The following is a 5,702-nucleotide window of genomic DNA, read 5'->3' on the forward strand; positions in this document are numbered from 1 at the left end:
TGAGATTATGCAATGTTTCGCTTAACTCGTCAACTCCTCGCCTCTTTCGCTGTCGCTGCTTTAAAAGCTGCGGTGTGCGTCGGAGGAACAAGACTATAGCAAAGCGTGACGACACTGGCAATGCCTGCATCGCGAAAAAGCGTCGCATTTTTTCCTCCTCGACCGGGATGTCTACTTATAATGTGCGCGTTTTGCTGCTTGCACCTGGCGTAAGGAGACGCATGCATCACCCCATTCAATCGCAGCGCCGCCGGGCCCTGTGCGTCGTCGTCGCGCTAATGCTGTGCGCCCTTGCCAGCCTGCTGTTCGCCGGGATGACGGGCTCGATCGCCCTGCCCCTGACCGAGATGCCGGATGCCCTGCGCCAGCTGGCGCGAGGAGAAAGTTCGCTCGCGGCGTCGCTGCTCGAACTGCGCGCCGGCCGCGCGCTGACGGCTTTCGTCACCGGCGCCGCCCTTGCCTTGGCCGGCGTGATGATGCAGGCCCTGCTGCGCAATCCATTGGCCGATCCCTTTGTACTCGGTATCTCGGCAGGCGCCTCGGCCGGCGCCCTGCTGGCGCTGCTCCTGATGGCGAGCGCCATCGTGGTCGATATGGCCGCGCTGGCCGGCGCGGTGGCGGTGTCGATGCTGCTCTATTTGCTGGCCCGGCGCGATCTGCGCGGCGGGCTGGCGCTTGAAGGCGGCACCTCGATGCTGCTGCTCACTGGCGTGATCCTGTCTTCGGCCTGCATGGCCCTGGTGACCCTGATGCTGTCGATCGCGCCGGAAGGCCGGCTGCGCAGCATGATCTTCTGGATGATCGGCGACCTGGCCGGGGCGCCGCTGCGCTTCGCGCCCTGGCTGGTGCTCGGCGCGGCGATGGTGTACGCGCTGCGCAGCGCACGCGCCATGAACGTGGTCGCGCTGCATGCGGAGGCGGCCGCCACGCTGGGCATCCAGGTCGGCAGCCTGCGCAAGGGCCTGTTCTTCGTGTCGGGCATGCTGACCGCGAGCGCCGTCACCAGCGCGGGCTCGGTCGGTTTCGTCGGCCTGATCGTCCCCCACGCCTGCCGCTTCGCCTTCGGGCCCGACCACCGCGTGTTGATTCCGGCGGCGGTGCTCACCGGTGGCAGCTTCCTGGTACTGTGCGATACCCTTTCGCGCACCGTCATCGCGCCCCAGCAACTGCCGGTCGGCGCGATCACTGCGATCATCGGCGCGCCGGTCTTCCTGTACCAACTGCACCGGCTGAGGAGCTGAGATGATCCGCACCGAATCGCTCGACATCACCGTCGGCAACCGCAGCCTGGTGCGGCAGCTCGACTGGGCGGCCGGTCCCGGCGAATGCTGGAGCATCATCGGCCGCAACGGCGCCGGCAAGAGCACCCTGATGCGCACGCTCGCCGGCCTGCGCAGCCCGAGCGCCGGCGCCGTGGCGGTGGGCGGCCGCCCGCTCGGCGATTGGGAGCCGGAGGAGCTGGCGCGTGCACGCGGCTTCCTGGCCCAGTCGCGCCACGATGCGTTCTCGTACAGCGTGATCGAAACCGTGCTGTCGGCGCGCCACCCCTACCACGACAAGCGCTACTGGGAAGACAGCGACGACCACCAGGCCGCCATGGCGGCCCTGGAAGTAATGGAAGTGGCGGATCTGGCCGCCCGCGACGTGCGCACCCTGTCCGGCGGCGAGCGCCAGCGCGTCGCCATTGCCGCGCTGCTGGCGCAGGACACCCCGCTGCTGCTGCTCGATGAGCCGGCCAATGCGCTCGACCTGGCGCATCAGGTGAGCTGCATGGGCCTGTTGTCCAGTTTGTGCCGCGAGCAGGGCAGGACCGTGGTCATGATCGGCCACGACCTGAACCTTGCCTACCGCATTTCCACCCATGCGCTGCTGCTGCATGGCGATGGCCGCTGGCTGGCCGGCGCCGTCGCCGACACGATGCAGCCGGCGCTGCTGGGCGACTACCTCGGCCACCCGATCGAAATGATCGAGCATGGCGGCCGCCGCATTTTCCTCCCCGATGAGTCCATGACATGAATGACATGAACCAGGAAGAGCTCCAAGCGCTGCACGAGCGCCACCGCCCGCGCATGGAACGCAAGAAAGCCGTCATTGACACCAGGATCGCGGCACCGACAAGGAAATCGGCATCGTCATCGTCAACACCGGCAACGACAAGGTCAAGGGCAAGAGCTCGAGCGCGTTCGGCATGGTGGCGCGCGCTCGGCCACGGCATGCAGGTCGGCGTGGTCCAGTTCATCAAGGGCGCCCTGTCCACCGGCGAGGAAAAATTCCTGCGCCGCTTCCCCGACGAAGTCAGCTTCCACGCGATGGCCGAATGCTACACCTGGGAGACCCAGGCCCGCGAGCGCGACATCGCCAAGGCGACCCAAGCCTGAGAGCAGGCGCGGAGTTCCTGCGCGACCCGGCCTGCGGCATGGTGGTGCTGGACGAGCTGAACATCGCTCTGAAAGACAAATACCTCGACGTGCACACCGTCATCGCCGACCTGCTCGACCGCCCGGTGATGCAGCACGTGGAGATGACCTGCCGCGGCGCGCCGCCCGAACTGGTGGCGGTGGCCGACACAGTGACCGAGATGAACGTGGTCAAGCACGCCTTCAAGGGGGGCATCGCCGCGAAGGCTGGGACGGAGTGGTGATGAACCGGGACGCGGGCGCACGCGCCGTGCTGGTCGCGGCAGTGGCTCCGGGCCCGGGCAAAGACCAGCGTCACCGCCGCCCTGGCGTGCAAGCTGCTGCGCCAGGGCCTGCGCGTGCGGGTGTTCAAGTGCGGGCCGGACTTCATCGACCCGATGCTGCTGGAACGTGCATCCGGCGCGCCGGTTCACACCCTCGACCTGTACTTCCCGTCCAACCTGCCCGCCATCGCGGCGCTGTTCAACGGAGGAGCTCCATGAGATACCCTGATACTCGACGGCACCCGCTCCGGCAAGCGGCCATGCGGAACGGCTGGCCAGGGATTCCGGCAAGGAAATCGTCTACGTCGCCACCGCGCGCGCGGGCGACACCGAAATGGCGGCGCGCATTGCCTTCCACCGCGAACGCCGCCCAGCCCACTGGCGGACGGTCGAGGAAGAACTGTTGCTGGCGGCCGTAATGCGCAAACACTGCTCCCCGCAGCGCCTGAGGCCAGCATCGAGCGCATCGCCGGCGCCAGACGCCCGTAATGAACAGGCTGCTGGCGCTCATGCAATGAGAATCAACCGCTCAATAAGGCTGGGGGATCCGCGACAGCGCGTAGTTCGAGAGCACCAGGCCCTTGAGCATTGCGAGGTCCGACGCCGCGAACAGGCTGAACGGACGGGTCGGACGGCGTCCACCGTCCTCGGGAAGCCCCCTGGCGACGCCGGTCGGCACCACCGTCGCTTCGCCGTTGCGCAGCAGGAGCGCCTCGGACCGCGCCGTATTGCTGTTGACGTCGACGGCCCATACCTTGCCGCCATGGAGGGCGGTGACACGGTCGACCAGCGTATGTCCGACGACGATCGTCTTCGCACCGAAGTGGGCGAGCACATCGCCGATCTGCGCATCGGTCGCGCGCGCGTACCGGTCTTCGCCGTCTTCCAGATAGCCCCGGTACTGGGTCAGGCCGGCCGGGCCGATGACCGCGTCCAGTTCCGCCTTGCCAGGCATGTCGCCGGCCCAGTAGCGCCGCATCGCGGTGTTGAGGTGCTTGACGGTGAAGCCGGCATCGGCCACCAGCGGATTGACGCCGCCATGGGTGATCACGGCAGGCCCGTTCTTGATGATGACGGGCTGCAGGCGCAGCCAATGGCCGATCAGCGTATCGGGACCGAATGCGTCCACGTGCCCGCCCATCCGGGCCAGCGCATGCAGGTGGTCGCGGTTGGCGCGTGAGATGTTGCCCCGCAGCACATACTGTTCGTGGTTTCCCAGCACGAAATGCACGGCCCCGCCGGCATCCTGCGCCTGCAGGCTCAAAGCGTACAGGCGCCACAGCACGGCGAACGCGTCGCGGCCGCGGTCGACCGCGTCGCCGGCAATGACGAGGTGGTTGCGGCCATAGCGCCAGTTGCCGGCGGCATCGGTGACCCCGAGCGACACCAGGGAAGCGTCGAGAAAGCGCAGGTTGCCTTCGATATCGCTGAGCACCAGGGTGTCCGCTTGCGTATCGAAGACGGCGTCGGGCACGGCCGGCGACCGCGATACCGGGAACTGGTGGCGCGTGCCGGCGCAGTCGACCACGAGGTCGCCTCCCTTTCCGCTCTGCCGCTGGACCTCGCCTTCGCAATACCAGGTCGCCGCCCAGCTGCCGTCCGCGCTCCGGCGTACTACCGGCCCATCAAGGAAGCCCGGCAGGCGCACGTGGTCGCCGGTGCCGGCATAGGTATGGATGCCCGCCATCCCGGCACCGCCAAGAGGGATGAGGAGACGCTTGTGGACGCCGGCCTCGGTGAGCTCGATACGGGCGTTCGACAGGGCAAGCCCGAACGCGACAAGCAACAACACGCCCAGTACCAGGATGCTGCGGATGAGATACGTGCGCGTCTTTTTCATTGCTATTTTCCACAGGAAATAAAGCAGGAGTGTAGCCCGGGCCTGCCCTGTACTGCACACCTGCATACGACATTACCCATGGCGACTGGCTCATTATGCAGGCCGGATTGGGAGCATCCCTGCAGTACCGGCGAAGGCAAACCGTGACGGCTTGATATTTCTCAAATGCGCTCCCAGCAGCTTCCCAGAATGGCGGCATGGAACCGAGCACCGTGGTCATCCAGTCCGGGACCGGTAGCGCAGCAGTGCCTTCCACGCTGTCCGGCATTTTCGGACAGCAGCGCGCCCGCGCGGCGCCGCCGGCGCCCTGGGCCTGCGTGCGGACCGCCCGCAGCGGCTGCACAGCCTGGTACTGGAACACCGCGATGCGCTAGCGGCGGCGATCAGCGAGGACTTTGGACACCGCTCGCGTCACGAGACTGAGCTGCTCGAGGTCAATCCGCTGCGCGACGGAATCGCCCATTCGCTGCGGCACGGTCCACGCTGAATGCGGCCCCGGCGCCGCCGCCCCGGCTTCAAGTTCTGGCCGGGCACGGCCCGGCTGATGCCGCAGCCGCTGGACGTGGGCCGGCATCGTCGTGCCCTGGAATTATCCACTGCTCCTGTCGCTCGGACCGGGATACCGTGCTCTTGCAGACCGCCCTCCGGTCCGATTCCCGACAGCAGCAAGAGCTGCGGCGAATTAATGGCGCCGGCTGACACCGCGACTTCGCGCCGGGCGAAGGCGGTCGTGGGCCGTCCACGCATGAGATAATCGACGCCGGTGGCCCGCTTCCCCTCCAGCTGTAGAACGACATGGGCGCCGGTATGCATGGTGAGGTTCGGGCGCCGTAACACGGGATGCAGGTAGGCACGTGTAGCGCTCGAGCGCTCGCCGTTCTTCTGCATCACCTCATAGCAGTTGACGCCCTTCTGGATGGGACCGTTGAAGTCCGGGTTGAGCTCATAACCAGCCTCCACGGCGGCATCGATGAAGGCGCGGGTGAGCACGTTCGGCGCTGCCGAGCAGCCGGCTCTGCGTGCAAACGCAAAAAAGCCCGCTCAGATCTTCTGAGCGGGCTTTTGCATATAACTAGCCTGACGATAACCTACTTTCACACTGGTTGCAGCACTATCATCGGCGCAAAGTCGTTTCACGGTCCTGTTCGGGATGGGAAGGGGTGGGACCGACTTGCTATGGTC

At 66.6% G+C, this 5,702-nt stretch carries 5 protein-coding genes, 1 rRNA gene and 3 pseudogenes; 6 read left to right on the top strand and 3 right to left on the bottom strand.

The genetic code is table 11. The annotated features are described in order from the left end of the window. Positions 1-221: 221 nt before the first annotated feature. The 5 genes and pseudogenes from LCI23_RS20225 to LCI23_RS20650 form a co-directional block, all read left to right on the top strand. Complete coding sequence (locus tag LCI23_RS20225; protein ID WP_224948252.1) at positions 222-1,241, top strand: iron ABC transporter permease; 1,020 nt, start codon at positions 222-224, stop codon at positions 1,239-1,241. A 1-nt stretch (position 1,242) separates the two neighbouring features. After that, positions 1,243-2,016, top strand: a complete 774-nt coding sequence (locus LCI23_RS20230) for an ABC transporter ATP-binding protein (RefSeq protein ID WP_224948253.1) — start codon at positions 1,243-1,245, stop codon at positions 2,014-2,016. Next, a pseudogene (gene cobO, locus LCI23_RS20235) lies at positions 2,013-2,641 on the top strand (cob(I)yrinic acid a,c-diamide adenosyltransferase). The gene LCI23_RS20230 and the pseudogene cobO overlap by 4 nt, the downstream one beginning before the upstream one ends. After that, positions 2,641-2,845: pseudogene (locus LCI23_RS20240) on the top strand (cobyrinate a,c-diamide synthase); the annotation flags it as partial. The pseudogenes cobO and LCI23_RS20240, both read left to right, overlap by 1 nt. Positions 2,846-2,975: 130 nt before the next feature. Then, a pseudogene (locus tag LCI23_RS20650) lies at positions 2,976-3,050 on the top strand (bifunctional adenosylcobinamide kinase/adenosylcobinamide-phosphate guanylyltransferase); the annotation flags it as partial. A gap of 159 nt (positions 3,051-3,209) precedes the next feature. Here LCI23_RS20650 and LCI23_RS20250 read toward each other — a convergent pair. Next, positions 3,210-4,520 carry a metallophosphoesterase gene (locus tag LCI23_RS20250; RefSeq protein WP_224948254.1) on the bottom strand — a complete coding sequence of 437 codons (1,311 nt, stop codon included), beginning with the start codon at positions 4,518-4,520 and terminating at the stop codon, positions 3,210-3,212. A gap of 197 nt (positions 4,521-4,717) precedes the next feature. Here LCI23_RS20250 and LCI23_RS20255 point away from each other — a divergent pair, with 197 nt between their 5' ends. Beyond that, a complete protein-coding gene (locus tag LCI23_RS20255; protein ID WP_224948255.1) occupies positions 4,718-4,894 on the top strand; it encodes a hypothetical protein in 177 nt (58 codons plus the stop codon). A 37-nt stretch (positions 4,895-4,931) separates the two neighbouring features. Here LCI23_RS20255 and LCI23_RS20260 read toward each other — a convergent pair whose 3' ends face one another. Then, positions 4,932-5,510: a GMC family oxidoreductase N-terminal domain-containing protein gene (locus LCI23_RS20260; protein WP_224948256.1), complete on the bottom strand. Its 579-nt coding sequence runs from the start codon at positions 5,508-5,510 to the stop codon at positions 4,932-4,934. 85 nt (positions 5,511-5,595) lie between these two features. Beyond that, positions 5,596-5,702 (bottom strand): 5S ribosomal RNA (gene rrf / locus LCI23_RS20265); the annotation flags it as partial.

Origin of the sequence: Massilia sp. MS-15 (assembly GCF_020176695.1) — a bacterium.
Taxonomy (GTDB): domain Bacteria; phylum Pseudomonadota; class Gammaproteobacteria; order Burkholderiales; family Burkholderiaceae_D; genus Telluria; species Telluria hydrophila.